Source organism: Stieleria sedimenti, assembly GCF_025060895.1.
In the GTDB taxonomy this organism is placed as follows: Bacteria; Planctomycetota; Planctomycetia; order Pirellulales; family Pirellulaceae; genus Stieleria; species Stieleria sedimenti.
Genome location: NZ_JANZKV010000327.1, coordinates 13,771 through 32,753, shown reverse-complemented (window position 1 = coordinate 32,753; position 18,983 = coordinate 13,771). Strand labels below are relative to the sequence as shown.

At 58.8% G+C, this 18,983-nt stretch carries 15 protein-coding genes; 6 read left to right on the top strand and 9 right to left on the bottom strand.

Translation table 11 applies throughout. From position 1 onward, the window contains the following. Positions 1–417 precede the first annotated feature (417 nt). The 4 genes from NZK35_RS32470 to NZK35_RS32455 are packed head-to-tail and all read right to left on the bottom strand — an operon-like array spanning position 418 to position 4,212. On the bottom strand, positions 418–2,238 hold the full coding sequence (locus tag NZK35_RS32470) for an ATP-binding cassette domain-containing protein (protein WP_259636685.1): 1,821 nt from the start codon (positions 2,236–2,238) through the stop codon (positions 418–420). Between the two features lie 27 nt (positions 2,239–2,265). After that, positions 2,266–3,186 carry a dihydroorotate dehydrogenase gene (locus tag NZK35_RS32465; protein WP_259636684.1) on the bottom strand — a complete coding sequence of 307 codons (921 nt, stop codon included), beginning with the start codon at positions 3,184–3,186 and terminating at the stop codon, positions 2,266–2,268. Positions 3,187–3,196: 10 nt separating this feature from the next. Continuing rightward, positions 3,197–3,847 (bottom strand): phosphopantothenoylcysteine decarboxylase domain-containing protein, encoded by a 651-nt coding sequence (locus tag NZK35_RS32460; RefSeq protein WP_259636683.1) that lies wholly within the window; start codon positions 3,845–3,847, stop codon positions 3,197–3,199. A gap of 5 nt (positions 3,848–3,852) precedes the next feature. Beyond that, positions 3,853–4,212, bottom strand: coding sequence for a tellurite resistance TerB family protein (locus NZK35_RS32455; protein ID WP_259636682.1), 360 nt, complete (start codon positions 4,210–4,212; stop codon positions 3,853–3,855). Between the two features lie 408 nt (positions 4,213–4,620). On the opposite strand from NZK35_RS32455, the gene NZK35_RS32450 reads away from it, so the two are divergent. After that, positions 4,621–5,712: a DUF481 domain-containing protein gene (locus tag NZK35_RS32450; RefSeq protein ID WP_259636681.1), complete on the top strand. Its 1,092-nt coding sequence runs from the start codon at positions 4,621–4,623 to the stop codon at positions 5,710–5,712. On the opposite strand, the gene NZK35_RS32445 is transcribed toward NZK35_RS32450, so the two are convergent. Beyond that, positions 5,709–7,052 (bottom strand): Gfo/Idh/MocA family protein, encoded by a 1,344-nt coding sequence (locus tag NZK35_RS32445; RefSeq protein WP_259636680.1) that lies wholly within the window; start codon positions 7,050–7,052, stop codon positions 5,709–5,711. The genes NZK35_RS32450 and NZK35_RS32445 overlap by 4 nt on opposite strands. A 160-nt stretch (positions 7,053–7,212) precedes the next feature. On the opposite strand from NZK35_RS32445, the gene rsfS reads away from it, so the two are divergent. The 3 genes from rsfS (at position 7,213) to NZK35_RS32430 (ending at position 11,530) form a co-directional block, all read left to right on the top strand. Continuing rightward, complete coding sequence (gene rsfS, locus NZK35_RS32440; RefSeq protein WP_259636679.1) at positions 7,213–7,656, top strand: ribosome silencing factor; 444 nt, start codon at positions 7,213–7,215, stop codon at positions 7,654–7,656. Between the two features lie 75 nt (positions 7,657–7,731). Further along, positions 7,732–9,729: an arginine--tRNA ligase gene (gene argS, locus NZK35_RS32435; protein ID WP_259636678.1), complete on the top strand. Its 1,998-nt coding sequence runs from the start codon at positions 7,732–7,734 to the stop codon at positions 9,727–9,729. A gap of 295 nt (positions 9,730–10,024) precedes the next feature. Further along, on the top strand, positions 10,025–11,530 hold the full coding sequence (locus tag NZK35_RS32430; protein ID WP_259636677.1) for a serine/threonine-protein kinase: 1,506 nt from the start codon (positions 10,025–10,027) through the stop codon (positions 11,528–11,530). Here the strand turns inward: NZK35_RS32430 and NZK35_RS32425 are convergent. After that, positions 11,527–11,895: a 2Fe-2S iron-sulfur cluster-binding protein gene (locus NZK35_RS32425; RefSeq protein ID WP_259636676.1), complete on the bottom strand. Its 369-nt coding sequence runs from the start codon at positions 11,893–11,895 to the stop codon at positions 11,527–11,529. The genes NZK35_RS32430 and NZK35_RS32425 overlap by 4 nt on opposite strands. 183 nt (positions 11,896–12,078) lie before the next feature. Between NZK35_RS32425 and NZK35_RS32420 the strand changes: the two genes are divergently transcribed. Together NZK35_RS32420 and NZK35_RS32415 are read left to right on the top strand one after the other, a co-directional pair. Continuing rightward, positions 12,079–15,456, top strand: coding sequence for a DEAD/DEAH box helicase (locus NZK35_RS32420; protein ID WP_259636675.1), 3,378 nt, complete (start codon positions 12,079–12,081; stop codon positions 15,454–15,456). Between the two features lie 25 nt (positions 15,457–15,481). Continuing rightward, positions 15,482–16,039 carry a hypothetical protein gene (locus NZK35_RS32415; protein WP_259636674.1) on the top strand — a complete coding sequence of 186 codons (558 nt, stop codon included), beginning with the start codon at positions 15,482–15,484 and terminating at the stop codon, positions 16,037–16,039. A gap of 137 nt (positions 16,040–16,176) precedes the next feature. On the opposite strand, the gene NZK35_RS32410 is transcribed toward NZK35_RS32415, so the two are convergent. From NZK35_RS32410 to NZK35_RS32400, 3 genes are read right to left on the bottom strand one after another with little or no spacing between them, the layout of a single operon-like run. Next, positions 16,177–16,827 carry a YeeE/YedE family protein gene (locus NZK35_RS32410; RefSeq protein ID WP_259636673.1) on the bottom strand — a complete coding sequence of 217 codons (651 nt, stop codon included), beginning with the start codon at positions 16,825–16,827 and terminating at the stop codon, positions 16,177–16,179. A 29-nt stretch (positions 16,828–16,856) separates the two neighbouring features. Then, the gene (locus tag NZK35_RS32405) at positions 16,857–17,423 is read right to left on the bottom strand and encodes a YeeE/YedE family protein (protein ID WP_259636672.1); all 567 of its coding nucleotides are present in this window, start codon (positions 17,421–17,423) and stop codon (positions 16,857–16,859) included. After that, positions 17,420–18,832 (bottom strand): MBL fold metallo-hydrolase, encoded by a 1,413-nt coding sequence (locus NZK35_RS32400; RefSeq protein WP_259636671.1) that lies wholly within the window; start codon positions 18,830–18,832, stop codon positions 17,420–17,422. Before NZK35_RS32400 ends, NZK35_RS32405 begins: the two co-directional genes overlap by 4 nt. Positions 18,833–18,983: the final 151 nt, after the last annotated feature.

Genomic DNA, 18,983 nt, shown 5'->3' with positions numbered 1-18,983 from the left:
AGCGTACGGGCCTGTAGCACGAAGAAAACACACCGGGGCCGTAGGCTCGCGCCAAACGGCCGATTAAATCGACAGCCGCCTGGGGCATGTCGCTAACCGAGAACACCGTTCGGTGTCGGCGAGCAAGATGCTTACCCCACTGCTTAGCGGATGGTCGTCGGCGTGCGGGTATGGCGTACTCCATTGGGTGCCCCCGCAATGAGATGGTGTGTTGCGCGACCAATGTGACCACTTGCAGATTGCCAATGTTATCGAATGCATTGCGCAACAAAAAACGTTCAGAAAAATTCGAAATCAGTACCCTGATTCCTCTGTCGCCAAATGGATGAATCTGTAGATTCGTGAACCGATGGATGGGCCCTCGGGGCAAGATGCCCACCGGTCGCCGTCGATTCGCTTTATCAGAATCGACGGCGGCTATTCTTCAAGCTGTTCCCATCGTTGGTAGGCCGACGCCAGCTCTTTTTCGGCCGTTGCCAGTTGAGCGGCGTCGGCGGCGATCTTGTCGCCACCGGATTGGTAGTACTCCGGTTCCGCCATGGCTGCATGCAAATCGGCGATCTGCTGTTCCAGGCTTTCGATCTTTTCCGGCAACGCTTCCAGTTCGCGTTTCTCTTTGTAAGACAGCTTTCGTTTGGCCGGTGCCGTTGGCGGGTTTGCGTCAGACTGGACCGTGTCTTTCTTGCGCGGCGTTGCAGTGTTCTTTGCGGTGAGGCCATTGCCGTTTGCCGACTGTTGGCGTCTGGCGACGGCATCGCGCCAATCGTCATATCCACCGACGTATTGCCGGATCGTGTCGTCTTCGAAGACGATCGTGCTGGTCACGACGTTGTTCAAGAATGTCCGATCGTGGCTGACTAACAACAAGGTGCCTTCGTAGTTGGCCAATAGTTCTTCGAGCAATTCCAGCGTCTCGGCGTCCAAGTCATTGGTCGGCTCATCCATCACCAGCACGTTGGCGGGTTTGGTCATCAGCTTTGCCAACAAGGCGCGATTGCACTCACCGCCGGAAAGAAACTTGACCTTGGTCCGCGCCCGTTCCGGTGTGAACAGGTAATCCTGCAAATAGCCGAGCACGTGTTTGGACTTGCCCCCGACTTTCAATTGTTCGCTGCCGTCGCCGACGTTTTCCTGGACAGTTTGCTCCGGGTCCAGCGTGTCACGCATTTGATCGAAATATGCGATCTCCAACTTTGTTCCCAGTCGAACTTTACCCGAGTCGGGTTTAAGTTTGCCCAACAGCAACTTCAGCAACGTCGACTTGCCGGCACCGTTGGGGCCGATGATCCCGATCTTGTCACCACGCATCAGCTCGGTGGAAAAATGATCCACGATGGTGTGATCACCGTAGGCGAAACTGACATCGGTCAATTCGGCGACCAGCACACCGCTGCGTTGGGCATCTTGGACTTCCAGTTTTGCATTGCCGACTCGGTTTTGTCGTTTGCTGCGTTCGGCGCGCATCGCTTTGAGGGCTCGAACACGACCTTCGTTGCGCGTACGTCGTGCCTTGATCCCTTGACGAATCCAAGCTTCCTCTTCGGCCAAACGTTTATCGAAGAGCGCGTTCTGTTTCTCTTCGGCCTCCAAGGCTTGTTCTTTACGCGTCAGGAACGTGTGGTAATCGCAAGACCAGTCGAACAACCGACCGCGATCGACTTCCCAGATCCGCGTCGCCAATTGTTGCAGGAACGAGCGGTCGTGGGTGATGAAGACCAGGGTCTTGTCCCAGCGAGAGAGGAAGTCTTCGAGCCAGAGAATGGATTCGATATCGAGGTGGTTGGTCGGTTCGTCCAACAGCAGGATGTCGGGTTGGGCCACGATCGATTTGGCCAGCAGGACCCGCCGCTTCATGCCGCTGGAAAGAGATTCGAATCGAAGCGTGCCGTCGAGTTGCATGCGTGACAACGTGGTCTCCACGGCATGCTCGGCTTCCCACTGCGTGGTCGGGTCGGCGATCTTTTCGACGGGGATTCCGGACGACACGATGTCGGCGATGGTGCCCGACAGGTGCGAGGGCACGTCTTGGGTCAATCGCGCGACACGTGTCTTGTCGCCGAGTTGAATTTCACCATGGTCGGGTTGGAGCTCACCGGCGAGCAATTTTAACAAGGTTGTCTTGCCGGCTCCGTTGCGGCCCAACAATCCGATCCGCTGGCCGGGTTCGATCTGGGCGGTGACGCCGTCCAGCAGGGGTGGACCGGCGAACCCGATGGATACATCCGCAATCGTCAACAGTGCCATCGCCGAGCTTCCTTTTCCGGTTCAGACCTTGAGAGTGCCGACGACGTCTGCCACACGGGCGGCGCCGAGTTCGGCCAGGGCGGTCGGCAACTGGTCGACGAGCCGAGTCGACACGGTGGGGTCATAGTAGTTGGCCGTGCCGATTTGCACGGCGGAGGCGCCGGCGACGAGGAATTGCATCACGTCGTCGATCGTGGCGATACCGCCGATTCCGATGATCGGCACGTCGACCGCTGAGGCGACTTGATGGACGCATCGCAGCGCGATCGGTTTGATCGCCGGACCGCTCATGCCGCCCATTCCGTTGCCCAGCATCGGCCGTTGTCGCCGCCAGTCGATGGCCATGGCCAACACGGTGTTGATCAAACACACGGCATCGGCGCCGGCTTCCGCGGCGGCCTTGGCGATGTCTGCGATCCGCGTGACGTTGGGCGTCAGTTTGGCCAGGATCGGGACCGCACACGCCTCGCGCGCCGCGGCGACGACGTCATGGCAACTGGTCGCGTGGGTGCCGAAGTCGACGCCGCCGCTGACATTGGGACAGGACAGATTCAGCTCGACCGCGGCGACACCGAATTCGCCGATCCGTCGTGCCAGGGCGACAAACTCGTCTTGGGTTCGCCCGGCCACGCTGACGACGACTGGCGTCGACAAGGATTGCAGGTAAGGCAAGTGGTGTTGGATGAACGCATCGACGCCATCGTTGTCCAAGCCGATCGCGTTGAGCAACCCGGCGGAGGTTTCGACCGTTCGCCAAGGGGCGTTCCCGATCCGCGGTTCGGCCGTGATCGTCTTGGGCAGCACTGCGCCCAGGCGAGACACATCGACGACGTGCTCCATCTCCCTTGCGTAGCCGAAGGTTCCCGAGGCGACCATGATCGGATTGGGCAGCGTCATCCGGCCCAGGGTGGTCGACAAATCGATGGTTTGCGTTGCAGTCATAAGCCTTCGGTTACAAGGTTGTCGCAGGCGTCTTGCGAATCAAGCGACGATCGATTTCTGTCATCAGGACGTCCGCCACCTTCTGTTTGCTGCCTTCGACACGGGCGATGACTTCGCCGGCGGTGTCCAACAGTTCGACATCGTTGACATCGGAATCCATCGCGATGGGACCATTGCTGATGATCATGTCGCAGTGCTTCTTTTCCAGCTTGACCGTCGCACGGAATCTGCGGTCGTTGGTTTCTAATGCAAATCCGACGACCCACTGATCGTCACGTTTGGTTTGTCCCAGTGTCGCGACGACGTCGGGGGTTTCGATCAGTTGCAGCGTCAGCGGCCCACCGGTCTTGGCGATTTTCTGTGTTTCAACAATCTTGGGCATGTAGTCGCAAGGTGCCGCGGCGCCAATGGCGCCGTCACATCGGGCGAACCACTCCTGACTGGCAGCCAGCATTTCGTCCGTCGTGACCACCGGGATCACTCGGGCGCCCGCCGGGTAAACGGTGGGAACCGGCCCCGAGACGATGACGACTTCATGCCCCAGTTGCAACGCCGCGGTGGCCAACGCCGCACCCATTCGTCCGCTCGACGCGTTCGAGATGTAGCGAACCGGATCGAGATACTGGCGGGTCGGCCCCGACGTGATCAGAATCTTTGCCACGTCGACTATTCCAGGGTTTGGTCAAGCAATTGATTCAGCTGTTCGGTCGACATTTCCATCTTGGCGGCCGCGAGTGCAAAGAGACGTTTTTCGCTCTCATCCAAAACGCCGTCGGCGGCCATCATCCGTACCAAGTCGATCATCAACTCTTTGCGGCCTTCCGCGTCACGGGGCAGCTCCAACGCCGCGTCATCGCCCAACCCGTATCGGATCGCGCGGTTCAATTCCGCCTCGCCCAACCCGAGTTCGTGGCAACGTTCGGCGACAAACCCCACCTCCCGTTCGCCGATCGTCCCGTCGGCCATCGCCATCACGACCAGGTTGCGTAGCTGACGCATTCGATCACTGAAATGTTTCTCGCTCATCCCCAAATCGTAACTCTCCCAGTTCCGACTGCCTAGCGAGGCAGTGCAGTTTCCGATCACACCCTTCTGGCAGGTGGGTGACTTTCAAACTACACGACCTCGCAGCAGGGGAGAGCGGAGCGGGCAAGTTTTGCGTCTGGCGCCATCGGCTTGACGCCGTTTCAGGCCCCCGATTGTGAAAAGCGGAAAGATTGCCCGGCCGCGGGCCAGATCGATCATGACAGCACCGCTGAATCTTTGTTAACCCGATTGAGTGCGTGGGGATAACGAATCAATGGATGCGATTTGGACGTCATGGGAATTCTTCAGATGGGTAAGACACGTAACGCAAAGAGTTTGGGGAGAACAGGTCTAGCGGCTCTCGCGATCGGTTTGATTTGTAGCGGAGCGTGGCCGTCGGGTGTCGCGATGGCCGAAACGCCGCTTTGGCAATTGGGCATTCCGACCTTTGCAGGCAAGAAGCCTGAGGAGCAGGCACAGGCGGGCCCTTCCTTCCATTTTCCGCCCCCGCCATCAGAGATCGCTCAGCTGCCGGTCGATGCAACGGGACCGCTGAACCAGCCCGGGCCGGCTGAACAGTCAAGTTCGGAGATCCAGCCGGCGGCTTACCAAGTTCAGTCGGCCGCCACGGCGGCGGTGGGCACCCCCGGCCTGCCGATGCCGCCATTGCCCGCCGCGGCGGAACTCGATTTGCCGGTCGCCCCGGTCGGCACGAGCGTTCCGGTTCCGCCGCCGACCGACCCGTCGACACCGATCGGCCAGGCGCTTGCGACGGGCGCGGCTGTGGAGTCGGCACCGTTGGCCGAAGAAACCGCGTCGTGGTACGAAATCCCGTGGCAGTGGGTCACCCGCGGTTGGAAAAACCACGCCGAGTTGGGGCTCGATGGCAGCAGCGGCAACTCGCGGACGCTGGCGCTGCAGACCGGCTTGGAGATGAAACGCAAGACCGAACGCTACACCTTGGGAATCGATTTTGATTATCGCAAGGCGACCAATCGCGGCCTGACGACCGAAGACAACGGCCGTTTGAACCTGGATTACGATCGGCTTTTCCAGGATTCCAAGTGGTCGGCGTTTGGAAAGTTCGGGGCCGAATGGGACCAGTTCAAAGCGTTCGATTCGCGGCTGAATCTCAACAGCGGTCTGGGGTACCACTTCATCCGAACCGACGACGCGATGTTTGCCACTCGTTTCGGTGCCGGTGCTTCGAAAGAAATCGGCGCGCCGGACGACGACTGGAAACCGGAAGCGGTGTTTGGCGCCGAGGGTGAGTACCAGCTCAACCGCTACAACAAGATGAAGGCCAAGGTGGACTACTTCCCGGCCTGGGAAGATTTCTCCGATTACCGGGTTGTCAGTGACGTCGCCTGGGAAATCCTGCTCGACGACACCGACAACCTGTCACTGAAATTGGCGCTGACCGATCGCTATGACAGCACGCCGCAAGGAGCCAAGCCGAACGACGTTTACTATTCGCTGTTGTTGCTGGTGAAGTTCTAGATCAGCTTGGTTTTGCCCGGGATGGCGAACGACGGCTCAGGACGCGGGCCGTTGTAATCGAAATCGTTGGGGAACAGGTCCAGCTCTGACTCGTTGGTCAGAAAGTCCCAGGTCACCTTCTGTCCGGTGTACGCGGCGACGCGTCCCAGCACGGCGGTCATCGAGCTGTTGGCCGTTTCCTTGAGCTCGACGATCGGGTCGCCGGCACGGATCGAATCGACCAGGTCTTTGTGCTCTTGTCGGTAGGCGGACTGGATGTCGCCTTTCATCGACCACACTTCGTTGCCGTCGCGGTCTTTGATCGACGCGCCTCCGTTGCTGCCGTAGATGGTGGCGGTGCCTTCGGATCCGAAGATCTGGTTGCTGACGTCGCTTTGCGATCCGGGAATTTGTCGGCACATGAAGGAGACGTGTCGGTCACCGGAATAGGCGTAATCGATGGAGTTGCTGTCCCACATCTCGCTGCCTTCGGGACGGGTGAATCGGCCGCCGCTTCCGTAGGCCGATTCGGGTGGTCCCTGCATGACCCAATTCATCACATCGATGTTGTGCACGGCTTGTTCGGCGATCTGGTCCCCGGAGAGCCAGATGAAGTGCATCCAGTTGTAGATCTGGTATTCGGTATCCGACATGCCTTCTTTGCGCGTCTTGTGCCAGATACCGGTGCTGCAGTATCGGGCGGTCATGTTGATGACGTCGCCGATGGCGCCTTCGTGGATTTTGCGAATCGCTTCGACGTAGTTCGTTTGGCGCCGATACTGGGTGCCGGTGACGATTGCGGTTTTATTGGCGATCGCTTTGTCATGAGCCTGCAGACAGATTCGGTAGCCGGCCGGATCGACGCAGGACGGTTTTTCGGCGAACACGTGCTTGCCCGCGTCGACGGCTTCCATCACGTACTGTGGCCGAAACCCTGGGGGGGTGGTCATGATGACCAGATCGATCTCGGAATCGTCCAGGATGCGTTTGTAGGCGTCGATACCGACATAGTTTTTGTCCTCGCGGACAGCCACCTTATCGCCGAATTGTTTTTGCAGCCGACCCAGGACACGTTGTTTGTTGGCATCGACGTCTGCCGTGGCGACCAGTTTGACGTGCTCGTTGATGGTCATCGTGTCGCTGAGCGCTCCGGTGCCGCGACCGCCCAGCCCGACGATGCCGATTCGGACCACGTCGTTGCTGCCTTGGTCGTTGGGCTCAGCCCCCCGCACGGCACGCGGCAACATTGCGGCGCCGGTGATTCCGGCCGAAACGGCCGAACCCTTTTTCAAGAATTGACGTCTCGACGAAGTGGAATCCTGGGCTCGAGACGTAGATCGATTATCGTTGAAGTCGGTCATTTAAATGTTCCTGAGGTGGGGTAACGTGTCGCCGGGACAAATGGAACAATCCCGGTGGGTGGGCGATCGAGCTCATAGTGTAGTAGCCGACCGCTGCGGAATGTTGACTCGGTTTCCGCCGACCCGTGACAGAAAAAACAAAACTGATAGACTTTCCCCCATGACCGAACACAAACCTACTGATTCTCAGAACCCGATGGTCGCTCCGTCGCGGGCGATTCGACCCCATGGTACCACCGAAAGCCGGAAAATTGCAGCCATGGCGGCGCGTGTGGCCTTGGAAAACAACGGCAAAGACGTCGTCGTGATCGACGTTTGTGGTCAGTCGGCGGAATTTGACCTGTTCGTTCTGGTGACCGGCCAAAGTCGACGGCAGCTGCACGCGATCAGCGAGCAAATCGACGACGCGTTGGAAAAAGGGATGGGCGAAAAACGCGACGGCATCGAGGGCTACGACGAGAGCCGCTGGATCGTCTTGGATTACGGCAGCGTCGTCGTCCACTTGTTCGATGAAGAGACGCGGGAGTTCTACGACCTGGAATCACTCTGGGCCGACGGGACTGTCATCCCACTCCCTGAGCTGGGTATCGAGCAGGCCGACTGATCCTCCGCTTTCCTCCCTCCACTTTGGTCCGCGGTCGCGGTTGACTCACGCTCGTCGGACGTTCTGGCAATCACAATGCATCTCCCTTCATTGTTCACCGGTCGCTTTTCTGACGCTCTCTCGCGATGTTCCTTTGCGTCGCAAATCGATGACCCGGATCAATACGCCGCCATGATTCGGCCCGCGGGGAACCCCAAGTTCGGGGATTACCAAGCCAATTGCGCGATGCCGATCGGAAAATTGGTGGCCGATTCCAATCCCCGTCAGGTGGCCGCGGAATTGATCCAACAGCTGCAGCTTGAGGACGTTTGCGAAACGCCCGAAATCGCCGGCCCGGGTTTCATCAATCTCAGGATCAAAGACAGCTTCTTGCAGGACCGGCTGGCGGAGATGCTCGCCGACGACCACTGCGGCGTTACCCCGGTCGCGTCGCCCAGCAAAATCCTGATCGACTACTCGTCGCCTAACGTCGCCAAACCGATGCACGTGGGGCACATTCGCACCACCGTGATCGGAAACTGTTTGGCCAAGACACTTCAGTTTCTCGGGCACGAGGTGATCACCGACAACCACCTCGGCGACTGGGGCACGCAATTCGGCATCATCATCTACGGTTACAAACATTTTGGTGACCCCGAGGTTGTTCGCCAGGATCCGGTGCCGGAATTGGCCAAGCTCTATCGCATCGTTCATCAGCTGATGGGCTATCACAAGGCGATCAAGAACGTGCCCAAGTACGAGGCCGAACTTGCACGTCTGGAGGACCTGCACGCGGCGGCGTTAGGGGAAGCCGAGGGTGCCGAGGGGAAAGAAGTCAAGAAGAAACGAAAGGCCGCCGAATCGCTGGCCAAAAAAGTGGCGTCGGCGCGAGCCAATTTGGAATCAGCACGGGCGACGATCGCGGCGACCGACGCGGATCCCGTGATGAAACAACGCGCCGAAACGCACGGCGACATCGGCAAGGCGGTGTTGGATGAAACCTCGAAACTGCACGCCGACGACCCGGAAAACATCGCGCTTTGGGAACAGTTCCTGCCGCACTGTAAAGATGAAATCAACCGCATCTACTCACGGCTCAATGTGACCTTCGATCACACCTTGGGCGAGTCGTTTTATCACCCGATGCTCGGTGAAATTGTCGAGGATCTCAAACGGCGAGGTCTGGCCAGCGAAAGTGACGGCGCGATTTGCGTGTTCTTGGATCAGTTCGACGCGCCGATGATCATTCAGAAGAGCGATGGTGCGTACCTCTATGCCACCACCGATCTGGCCACGCTCCGCTACCGACAGGAAACGTTTCATCCGGACGAAGTGTTGTATGTCGTTGACGCTCGGCAAAGCGAACACTTTGAAAAACTGTTCGCCGTTGCCGAAGCGACGAAGCTGATCGATGCCAAATTGGTGCACGTCAGTTTCGGGACCGTGCTCGGTGAAGACGGCCGTCCGATGAAGACGCGGAGCGGAACGTTGATCGGTTTGGAAAGCCTGTTGGATGATGCAGTTGAAGCCGCTTATCAGGTCGTCTGTAATCCCGACCGGTTGGTCAAACTGGATCCTCCCATGGATGACCAGGAGAAACGCTTGGTGTCCGAACGCGTCGGCATCGGAGCGATCAAATACGCCGATCTGTCGCACGACCGAACCAGCGACTACAAGTTCAATCTCTCCAAAATGGTTGCACTGGCGGGCAACACGTCGACCTATGCCCAGTACAGCTTCGCCCGCACGACCAGCATTTTGCGTCGAAACGATGTGACCGAAGCCGAGGTGGTCGAGCGAATCGAGGCATCCGGCATCACGTTCACGCATGTGGCCGAACGGGCCTTGGGATTGCAATTGCTGCAATTCCAGGAAGCGCTTCAGAACGTCTATGAAGACTACCGGCCGAACCACCTGGTCGACTATGTCTATTCGACCGCCGAAGCGTTTTCAAAGTTCAATGATCAGTGTCACGTGCTCAACGCCGAAACCGATGCCATCCGGAACACGCGTCTGGCGTTGGTCGTTCTGACCGGCCGTGTGATCAAACAAGCTTTGGAATTGCTCGGCATCGAAGTCGTCGAGCGGATGTAGTGAGGCCCGCTAGCCGTCCGTCGATTTTGTGAGCCGCGACGCGTGAGCGGCCGGGCATTGTGCTGGCCCCTCGCTCACGCGTCACGGCTCACTAAATCGGCCGCTGGCGGTCCATAATGCCCCGAACTTTTCCGTTGTCCCCTCGTTTGTGGGGAAGAATCGTTTCCTCGGCGGTCGATTTTGGGAACACGGGGAGGACAACGCAGACGATTCGGCGTTTGTTGGTGTAGACTGTCCGATCAGTGGTTTTTCGATCTGCGACACCCGCCAATCTGCTCTCTTATCTCTTGCAACGATGGAACAACCGACCCCAGAGGAATTTGCTCGCCGAATCGGAGACCTTGGCCTCGCCGAGCGGCGCCAAGTCGATCACGCGATGGGGGAACTGGGCGGCACGGAGTTGACGCTGGATTCGGTGATCAAACAGATGCAGCGTCGCGGATTGGTGACGACGCTGCAAACCGAGAAAATCCTCCGCGGCGACCGGATCGGGTACTTTTACGGCGACTACAAGGTGCTGTATCTGATCGGTGCCGGTACGTTTGCGCGGGTCTACCGTGCCAGCAAGGGCGACGAAGTGTTCGCCATCAAAGTGCTTCGCAAGCGATTTCGCGACGAGCCGAAGGAGATGGAACAGTTTCTTCGCGAAGGCAGCATGGGGCTGAAGCTGCGGCATCCGAACATCGTCAGCATTCACGAGGTGGTGGCTGATCCGCGGAATCCGTTTTTGGTGATGGAGTTTGTGGAAGGTCAGACACTTCGGGAACTCGTCCGTTTGCGCGGAAAGCTGCCGCCCAAATTAGCACTGCGTTTGATTCACGAAGTCGCTTCCGGCTTGGCCCACGCGGCCAGCATGGGGATTTCGCACCGCGACTTAAAACTCTCCAACGTGCTGATTTCTTCCGACGGCAAAGCGAAATTGGTGGACTTCGGGTTGGCAGCGTTGAGCGATCGGAAAAACCCCGAAGAAATCGCGGATTGCCCCAATGCTCGGGCGATTGACTATGCCGCGTTGGAGCGAGGCACCGGAGTCCGCAAGGACGACCCGCGTAGTGACGTCTTCTTCGCCGGCAACATGCTCTATCACATGCTGGCCGGTGAGCCGGCGCTGACCGAAACACGCGACCGGCTGGCCCGTCTAAATGTGTCGCGGTTTCAAGAAATCAAGCCGATCAGCCAGTACGTTCCCGACATCCCCGGAGTCGTCACCCAGCTGCTCGGCAAGATGATGGAGTTCAATCCTCAGCAGAGAATTCAATCGTCTGCCGCGTTGCAGGCTGAGATCCGCAAGGCGATGGACATTCTGGAGAAAGGGCCGAGCAAATCGAATGCGGACGGGGCAACGCCTGGTGCCGGGGATCACTACGACGATGACGATGCGCCGACCGATGAAGGCGAGGGTTACGTGGTGATGTTGGTCGAATCCAAGGCGGCCCTACAGAATGCGATCCGCGAACGGCTCAAGTCGCGCGGGTACCGTGTGCTGATCACCCAGGACCCCAATCGTGCGCTGTCGCGTTTCGAACCCGGCGATGACCCCCCGGCGGACTGTGTGATTTTCAGCGCCGCGGAGTTAGGGTCGCTGGCGCTGGAGGCTTACAATAAATTCGCCAGCGATGAGCACACCAGCGAAATCCCTGCGATTCTGTTGGTGGATCGACGTCAGGCACGCATCATTTCGGAAGCCCGCCGCGGTCCCCGTCGGCAACTGTTGGCGTTGCCGTTGAAAGTCCGGGAACTTCGGGCGGGATTGATCAAAGTGCTCGCCGGCACCCAACGTCGCCCGGCGGGCACCTATTAACCCTCTTTCTCGACCCAGACCGGTTCGGGCTGGATCGTGTCCGCAACGGGTGATCCCTGATCCTTTCGCCCGCTGCCTTCCAGACGGCTGATCAATTTGACACTCATGTCGTGATCGCATTGGATTTGACAGCTAAGCCGAACGCCCTCGTCGCTGATTTGTCGCACGGCGAGGGTGTCCCGTTCCGCTTCCGTCATTCTTGGGGGTTCGCCGTCGGTGAACTGGACCCGGCAGGTGGTGCATTTGGCCATGCCCCCACAAGCGTGGAGTTGATCCGTCCCCGCGTCTTCGACGAGTGCTTGGACCAATCGTTTTCCCTCGGCGACTTCAAAAGTACCCACACCCTCGACAGTTAATTTCGGCATTCGTTTCCACTCGTTGAAAGTTTCTGAAGAATCTTGGTCTGAACCGGCATTCGGGCCGCGGTTGGCATCGCAACCGAGCAGCCTAGCGGTAGAATAGCGGGTTGGCCAACGTTTTTAAAAGTCGCACAGTAGAGATCACCGGCCTGGACAGCGGCGGATCGCAAAAAGGAACCTAGTTTGAGTATGGAATTGATCACGGAGAATTTGCCGGCAGCGTTTGGATTGTTGCTGGGCGAAGCCGTTTCGCGGCTGGTGGACGATCACGATCAATCGCTGGACAAGCGGGCGGCGATGCTGCGAGTCGAGACGCCCAAATTTTCTCAAAGCGACGGCAAGATGTGCTTTGAGTTTCGGATGCGTCCCGGACGAAAACTTCCGTATCTGGTGAACTTGGAAATCGAACCGGACGTGGACGAGGACGACGGCGACACGATCGAGTCGCCGCTGGATCTGTCGCTTCGTGCGTCGGTGACGTGTGCCTGTCCCGAATTCGAGCGCGCCGAATCGCGGAGGAGTGGACGGGGCCGCTGCAGTTGCACGCTGGCGGTCGCCTGGTGGGTGCACGAACAGATCTCCCGACGCAACAGCGAAGAGGTGTTGCTGTTCTTGAGCGACTTGAAAACCGACACCGTCGCTGCCGGCCGTGACGTGGTCAGCCAACTGCTGAAGCTGACCGACGAAGCGCACGCGAAAGAAGAAGACACGTCCACGCGGGTGCAATGGCGGATCAAGATTTCGAACAACCAACTGTATGGACCGGTCAGCATCAATCCGTTCGTCCAGCGGTTGAAAAAGAATTCCAAGGGTTGGTCCAAGGGGCGTCAGACTCCCGCGTTTGATCTGCTTCGACGTGACGGCGAAGGTACGGCGGTCGACAGCCAGGTCGCGGCGCTCACGTCGCAACCCAGCTCGGAGATGAATCGCGAGTATTACAACCTGTTCCAATCGGTCGATCTGTTGGTGGGGCATCCCAATGTCGCCTGGGACGACGCCTCGGCGACGCCCATCGAAGTCTCACGCGGTGAAATCTCGGTCGCGCTGCAGCCCGTCGAAATCGACTCCTTGGACGACGAAGAACGGGCCGGTGAAACCCAGATCGAACGCGAGTCCGATCCCGCCAAACGAAAAACGCTCTATCGCGTCGCTTTGCAGGTGCCCGGGATCGACATCGATATCAATCAATGCGAACTGGTGCTGGGCAATTTGCATCCCGCCCAACCGGTCGTGCTGATCGCCGAGACCAACGGCAATCGGCTGATCATCGCCGCGCTGCGCGATCGTCGGGCGACCCGCCTGATTTCCTACCTGCTCAAAAGCGACTTGCACGAAGTCTTGGTGGACGACGACGCGGCACACCAATTGACGATGAAGATCGGCCAAATCGGATCGCTCGTCCGTGTCGATTTACCGGACCAGCTGGCCGGCCCGCTCGAACAGATCGAAGCCGAGATGGTGTTGGAATTGCGGCCCCGCGGTGGTGCCGGCATGTTCGTCCGTCTGTCGATGTTCGATTCCCGGTTGCAAGACATGATGCGTCCGGGGGAAGAACCGGCCATCGTCCCGGGAATCACCGACCAGGGACCCATTCGACTGGTCCGTGACACCAAGGCCGAACGCGAGCGGGCGGGGGAAGTGATCCATCGGTTCCAGATCAATCAACTTGCGCCGGAAGAACCGTATGGATGGGTCGCCCAAAGCGATGAGCAGGCGCTCGATCTGTTGGCGCGGCTGTACGATGCCGGTGACGAGGCGCCTCGGATGATCTGGCCCGAAGGCGAAACGATCCGCGTCCGCGGTGAGATCACGCCGTCCGCGCTCCGTGTTCAGATCGACGATTCGAAAGACTGGTTCGGGCTTACGGGAACCATTTCCGTGGCCGGACAGGAAGTCAATTTGGAAGATCTGTTGACCGCGGTGACCGAGCGTCGGGCGTTGGTCCGCGTCGGCGATCGTGAATTTGCAAAGATCAGTGACGCGTTTCGTAAACGTCTGGAGCAGCTCGGGGATACCCTGGTCGCCGATCGCGGAACATTAAAAGTCGCCGATGCCGCGGTCCCGGCCGTTCAAGAATTGCTGGGCACCGACGTGACCTTGGAGGTCTCGGCCCGCTGGAGCCAAGTGATCGAAAACCTGGACTCGTTGGCCGACTACCATCCGACCAAACCCGACACGCTGGACGTTGATTTCCGTGACTACCAGTTGGACGGTTATCGTTGGCTGGCCCGGTTGAGTCGCTGGGGCGTGGGCGGGATCTTGGCCGACGACATGGGTCTGGGGAAAACAGTCCAAACACTCGGTGTTTTGGTCGATCGTGCCGCCGGCGGTCCCACGCTGGTGGTGGCGCCGACCAGCGTCGGAGAGAACTGGGTTCGTGAAACGCAGAAGTTCGCCCCTCAGCTCAATCCGGTCTTGTATCGCGAAGGCAATCGGCAACAAGTCATCGATGCTGCCGGTGCGGGTGACCTGGTGATCGTCAGCTATCAATTGGTCCAGCGTGACGCCAAGCGTTTCGCCGCCAAACAATGGAACACGCTGGTTTTGGACGAAGCGCAGTTCATCAAGAATGCTCAAACCAAGACCTCCCGCGCCATCCGCGATCTCGAAGCGGACTGGCGGATCGCCCTTTCTGGCACGCCGCTGGAAAACCATCTCGGGGAATTGTGGAGCCTGTTGCGGACGATCAGCCCCGGGTTGCTCGGCTCGTGGGACCGATTCAGGAACCGTTTCGCCGATCCGATCGAACGCCACAAAGATCCCGAACGCCGTCAGTCGCTGGCACGATTGGTGCGTCCGTTCATCCTGCGACGCACCAAAGAAAAGGTGCTCCGAGAATTGCCGCCACGCACCGAAATCACGCTCCAAGCCCACCTCAGCGGCGAAGAACGCGCGCTGTACGACGAGGCGCGAATCGCGGCACTGGCCGAATTGTCCGGCGGTGATGCAAAGCCGGGCGAACACCGGATGCGAACGCTCGCCTGGTTGACCAAACTGCGTCAACTGGCCTGTCACCCCCGGTTGGTCGACCGGATGTGGGACAAGGGCAGCGCCAAACTCAGCTTGCTGGACTCGCTCGTCGATGAACTCCGCGACGGGGAACACCGCGCATTGATCTTTAGCCAATTCGTCAAACACCTCGGGCTGATTCGCGAGTTGCTCGACGAGCGTGGCATCAAGTACCAATACCTGGACGGAGCGACGCCGGCCAAAGAGCGGCAACGTCGCGTGGACGCGTTCCAGGAGGGCGAGGGCGAGTTGTTCTTGATTTCGCTCAAAGCCGGCGGAACGGGATTGAACCTTACCGCCGCTGATTACGTCATACACTTAGACCCCTGGTGGAATCCGGCCGTCGAAGATCAAGCCACCGACCGAGCGCATCGAATCGGGCAAGAACGTCCCGTGACGGTTTATCGTTTGGTCGCGTCCGGCACGATCGAAGAACAGATCCTGGAGATGCACGCCGACAAACGCGAACTCGTCGCCGGTGTCTTGGATGGAACCGACCGCGCGGCGAAGATGGACACCGAAGATTTGATTCGTCTGATCAAAGCGGGCGATCGATAATCCCTACCCGCCGAGGGCCGATGCGATGTGGACGATCTTGGCTGAAAACCCACTGTTGATCTCGATCATGATCGGGGTCGTCGTGGCGGGGTTGTTTTATGGCTGGTTACAGACAGGAAACAAACGGCTGGGCATCGCCACCTTGTGCACCGCGCTGCTGATTCCCGCAGCGTTCTATGCCGCGGACGCCATCGTGACGGATCGAGAAAAAATCCTTGAAGCCATCTATGCGACGGCTGAAGCGGTCGAACGAAATGATCACGAGTCGGCCATGGTCTACGTCGCTGACCCCGCGACGCGTCAGCGGGCGTTGAATGAATTGCCCAACTATGAATTTCATCGTCTGACGGTTCGCAACATCCAAATCAAGTTCGTCACCGGCAGTTATCCCTTGGAGGCGAACGTCGATCTGGACGCTTCCGTCACCGCCAGCCTGTCGTCGGGTACGATGAGAAACGTTCGTGTCCCGAGACGCGTGATCTTGACGTTTCAAAAACAGCCCGACGATTCCTGGCTGGTCACCGATTACACCCACAGGCCGCTGGCCGGCGGTGCCGACAGCTTCACGCCCAATCGAATTTAGCATCGCACGAAACATAAGTGAGATAGGCCTCCAACCTGTCGGTGCTGAAATGACGAGCCTGGAGGCGTATCCCACTTCAAGAGATCCGTACTTGTCTTCCGCTCGTTGCTTAGCACTTCGCTCCGCGTGGGCTATGATTATCGTATGGTTGTCAGCTCCAAGACGATCAACACGATCACCAGCAACGACGCACTTCCAACCGTGACGGCGGTCCGGCTTTGCGGGAAAAGGTCAAACAGCGTCAGCTTGCCCTTGTCACCGATTGGATCGAGGTTGCGGCTGATCCAACTCGATGCCTCGGCAAAGATGTAGGAACCGGCAACCATCCCAACCATCATTGCGATCGCATCAAAGTTTCCCTGCCCCAGCGCGGCGGCTCCGGTGCCTGGACAATAAGCCGACAACGCGAATCCGCATCCGAACAGCAGACCGCCGATGACATTGGATGCCAGTCGAGTCGGCTTGATGTGGTATTCCACCATGTTGGCTCGGTGCAGCGTGTGGATTCCCAACATGCCCACGACGACAGCGGACAACATGACTTTCACCACGGTGAAGTCTTCTAATAAAAGTTGTCCGATCAAGACGTGAAATTTTGCGACGCCGCCTTTTTGCAAGAGGAAGCCAAAGACAATGCCAAAGAGCACGCCCAACGCGAGTGATCGACCTGCCGCGGACAGCGGCTTGGGTTGCTTGTCGTGATCGTCTTTTGCGTGTGGAGCGGTGGTGTCGTGTGACGCTGTATCGGTCGCCGCCGTGTCGTTCGGCTTTTCAGTGGTGGTGGACATGAGGTGGGCTCCTTGGAAAGATTGGCCGCCTAAACGGCGTACATCAGCATCGCGGTAATGATGCCGCCAATGAAAAAGCAGATGGCGGCGATCCAAGATCCGACCGCCAGTTGCAGTGTGCCGCTGATGCCGTGGCCGCTGGTGCAGCCTCCAGCCATGCGTGCACCAAACGCCATCAGTATGCCGCCGCCGAACGCGACGATGACACGAAGCAGTCCGCTATCGGTGCCAAAGCGGTCTTGCCACATCGGTGGTAACAGACGTTTGGTCCATTCGTTTCCGCTCCATGCAGCTAAGAACGCACCGAGGACCACGCCGAGCACCAGCATGACTTCCCAGCCAACTTTTGGCGGATTGTCCTGGAAGTACTTCAGCCGTTGCGTGTGGCGTGGGGCTGCCAGATTGCCCAGCATGCCGGCCGCACGCGCGTACGCGGTCGATGCCCCCAAGGGTTTATTTGAAAAATAGAACGTCAACATGGACAGCACGCCGATCAACGCTCCGACCAAGTAGGGCGACCACGCAGGACCTGAGTACTCCAGCGGATTGACTTCGGCGAGCACTGTCGTTGAAAGGAATCGCGTCTGCAGGATCATGCCGTCGCTCCTTCGGGTTGTTCACTCGGGAACCCGGCCGCCGTCCAAGCGCCCCAGCTGCCGGGAACATTGCTGACATCGCTGAAACCGCGCGATTTCATCAGGCTGGCGGCAATGCTGGCCCGGTATCCGCTGGCACAATAGGTGGCGTAACGTGCATTTTTGTCCAAGCCATTGATGCGGTCGCGCATGTCGGCGACGAAGTGATGTTTCGATCCGGGAATGTGACCGGACGCCCATTCGCCTGGGGCGCGAACATCCAAAATCGTCAGATCGCTGTCGCTGATCTGCAGCTCACGCAGTCGCTGGACAGGAATTTGTTCCAGGGTCTCCAACGGCAGTCCGGCAATCTCCCACGCCTTCATTCCGCCGCTCAGGTAGCCCGCGAAGTTACTGTGCCCGGTTCGGACGAGCAGCCGCTGGATCCGATCAAGGTCGTCTTCGCTATCGACGATCAAGAGTAGACGCTGGTCGAGGTCGAGCATTTGGCCCGCCCAAGCCGACAACTCTGGCCGACCTCCGATGTTGATCGCGCCAGATACATGACCTCCGCCGAAGGCCAACATGGACCGCGTGTCCACGACGTGGACGCCGGGTTCGCGTGCGACGCGACGGAAGTCGTCTGGCGGGAGTGCAGGAATGGTTGGCAAACGATCCATGATCTCCGGTCCCGCCGCATTGACCTTCTTCAATTTCGGGTAGTGCCAAGGAACCGGGGGCGCATCGGAGACCACAAACTGGCAGAACGACTCCAGATCTGGATAACTGAGAAATGCGTTCGTGCGTCGCTCGTATCCGATGGTGCTCTGCAGGCGATCGCCGATGTCGGCGCCACATGCCGATCCGGCGCCGTGGCCCGGAAAGACCGTCACGAAGTCATCCAACTTCAAGAAATAGCCGTACAAGGTGTGGTACAACGCTTCGGCCAGCTGCGCGGTCTGGCCTTCCCCGAGCAAGTCAGGTCGACCCGCCGAACCCACGAACAATGAATCGCCGGTGAACACTGCCCACGGCGTGTCGCGGTGATCGCTCTGAGCGATTTCAAACGTCAGATGCTCCGGCGTGTGCCCCGGCGTGTGGCGTGCCGTCAGAAGAAATGAACCAAAGTCGAACGAATCTCCATCTACCACGGGCTGACCATCAAACTGATAGTCGGCATGGTCTCCGCTTAAATAGATTTTTGCGCGTCCGACGCGCTGGGCTAATGAGCGGCTTCCAGACACAAAGTCTGCGTGAATGTGTGTTTCGAAAATGTGGGTGATCGACAAGCCATGCTTGCGCGCAAGCTGTTCATAAACTTCGACGTCGGTTCGCGGATCGATCGCCGCAGCGCAGCCTCTGTCGGTATCGCCGAGTAGATAAGACAGCTGGGCGATGCCGTCAGTTAACACAGTTTCTTGGACGAACATGCTGGGTAATCCTCCTGCGAAAGGTCATCATTAAAAAAAAAGAGCAACTTGCGGTTGAACACTCCATGCAAACGACGGGCCAGGCATGTCGTCGTTGTCGTAGGGGCATGCAGCTGCGAAGAGCCGACCGATTTTCAAGCAGATTCGCGCC

What these genes read in the sequence shown, in the direction of transcription:
- NZK35_RS32405 (WP_259636672.1), bottom strand. Translation starts at nt 17,423, where the DNA reads ATGATCCTGCAGACGCGATTCCTTTCAACGACAGTGCTCGCCGAAGTC.
- NZK35_RS32445 (WP_259636680.1), bottom strand. Translation starts at nt 7,052, where the DNA reads ATGACCGACTTCAACGATAATCGATCTACGTCTCGAGCCCAGGATTCC.
- NZK35_RS32420 (WP_259636675.1), top strand. Translation starts at nt 12,079, where the DNA reads ATGGAATTGATCACGGAGAATTTGCCGGCAGCGTTTGGATTGTTGCTG.
- NZK35_RS32455 (WP_259636682.1), bottom strand. Translation starts at nt 4,212, where the DNA reads ATGAGCGAGAAACATTTCAGTGATCGAATGCGTCAGCTACGCAACCTG.
- NZK35_RS32465 (WP_259636684.1), bottom strand. Translation starts at nt 3,186, where the DNA reads ATGACTGCAACGCAAACCATCGATTTGTCGACCACCCTGGGCCGGATG.
- NZK35_RS32450 (WP_259636681.1), top strand. Translation starts at nt 4,621, where the DNA reads ATGGCCGAAACGCCGCTTTGGCAATTGGGCATTCCGACCTTTGCAGGC.
- argS (WP_259636678.1), top strand. Translation starts at nt 7,732, where the DNA reads ATGCATCTCCCTTCATTGTTCACCGGTCGCTTTTCTGACGCTCTCTCG.
- NZK35_RS32425 (WP_259636676.1), bottom strand. Translation starts at nt 11,895, where the DNA reads ATGCCGAAATTAACTGTCGAGGGTGTGGGTACTTTTGAAGTCGCCGAG.
- NZK35_RS32400 (WP_259636671.1), bottom strand. Translation starts at nt 18,832, where the DNA reads ATGTTCGTCCAAGAAACTGTGTTAACTGACGGCATCGCCCAGCTGTCT.
- NZK35_RS32410 (WP_259636673.1), bottom strand. Translation starts at nt 16,827, where the DNA reads ATGTCCACCACCACTGAAAAGCCGAACGACACGGCGGCGACCGATACA.
- NZK35_RS32430 (WP_259636677.1), top strand. Translation starts at nt 10,025, where the DNA reads ATGGAACAACCGACCCCAGAGGAATTTGCTCGCCGAATCGGAGACCTT.
- rsfS (WP_259636679.1), top strand. Translation starts at nt 7,213, where the DNA reads ATGACCGAACACAAACCTACTGATTCTCAGAACCCGATGGTCGCTCCG.
- NZK35_RS32415 (WP_259636674.1), top strand. Translation starts at nt 15,482, where the DNA reads ATGTGGACGATCTTGGCTGAAAACCCACTGTTGATCTCGATCATGATC.